Below are 1,032 nucleotides of genomic sequence, written 5' to 3'. Positions count from 1 at the left end.
CAGATTACAGCGTAGTTGACCACTATACATATGCTATAGTTGGAGATGGATGTCTTATGGAAGGTATTTCAGGAGAAGCATCATCCCTTGCTGGAACTTTAGGTCTTGGTAAGTTAGTTGTATTATACGATTCAAATAACATTTCAATTGAAGGACATACAGATATAGCATTTAGAGAAGATGTAGGAAGAAGATACGAAGCTTATGGATGGCAAGTATTAAATATAGCAGATGGAAATGATATAGATGCAATAGAAGCTGCAATAGAAGCTGCTAAAGCAGAAACTACAAAACCATCTATCATAATAGTTAAAAATCAAATTGGTTTTGGATGTCCTGCAAAACAAGGAAAAGCTTCAGCTCATGGTGAGCCTCTAGGAGCTGAAAATGTACTTGCTATGAAAGAAAACTTAGGTTGGAAAACAGAACCAGCATTCTACGTACCAGACGAAGTGTACACAAATATGGATACACATATAGAAAGTGGTATGGGTAAAGAAGCAGCTTGGAATGAATTATTTAGTAGCTATGAAAAATCTTATCCAGAATTAGCATCAGAATATGCTAAATGGATGAGCGGTGAAATTGATAAAGAAGCATTATTAAATAATGAAGAACTTTGGAGCTTTGACAAAGAAATGGCTACAAGAGATTCTTCAGGAATGATGATAAACAGATTAGCTGCACTTATTCCAAACTTTATTGGAGGATCAGCTGACCTTGCTCCTTCAAATAAAACTTACATGGCTGGAAAAGGAGATTTCTCAGCAGAAGACAGAAGTGGACAAAACCTTCACTTTGGAGTTAGAGAACATGCTATGGCAGCTATAGCCAATGCAATGTATGCTCACGGTGGACTTAAAGTATTCTGTGCAACATTCTTTGTATTCAGCGATTACATGAAGGGTGCTATGAGATTATCAGCTCTTATGAATCTTCCAATAGCTTATGTATTAACACATGACAGTATTGGTGTAGGAGAAGACGGTCCAACTCACCAACCAATAGAACAATTAGCAGCACTTAGAAGTA

At 36.7% G+C, this 1,032-nt stretch carries 1 protein-coding gene; it reads left to right on the top strand.

The annotated features are described in order from the left end of the window. The coding region (locus CLCHR_RS24225; protein WP_479723266.1) for a transketolase family protein at positions 1–1,032 on the top strand (1,032 nt) is incomplete at both ends.

It is taken from the genome of Clostridium chromiireducens (assembly GCF_002029255.1).
In the GTDB taxonomy this organism is placed as follows: domain Bacteria; phylum Bacillota; class Clostridia; order Clostridiales; family Clostridiaceae; genus Clostridium; species Clostridium chromiireducens.
Note: the sequence above shows the minus strand (reverse complement) of the source record. Positions and strands in the feature narration are given on the sequence as shown.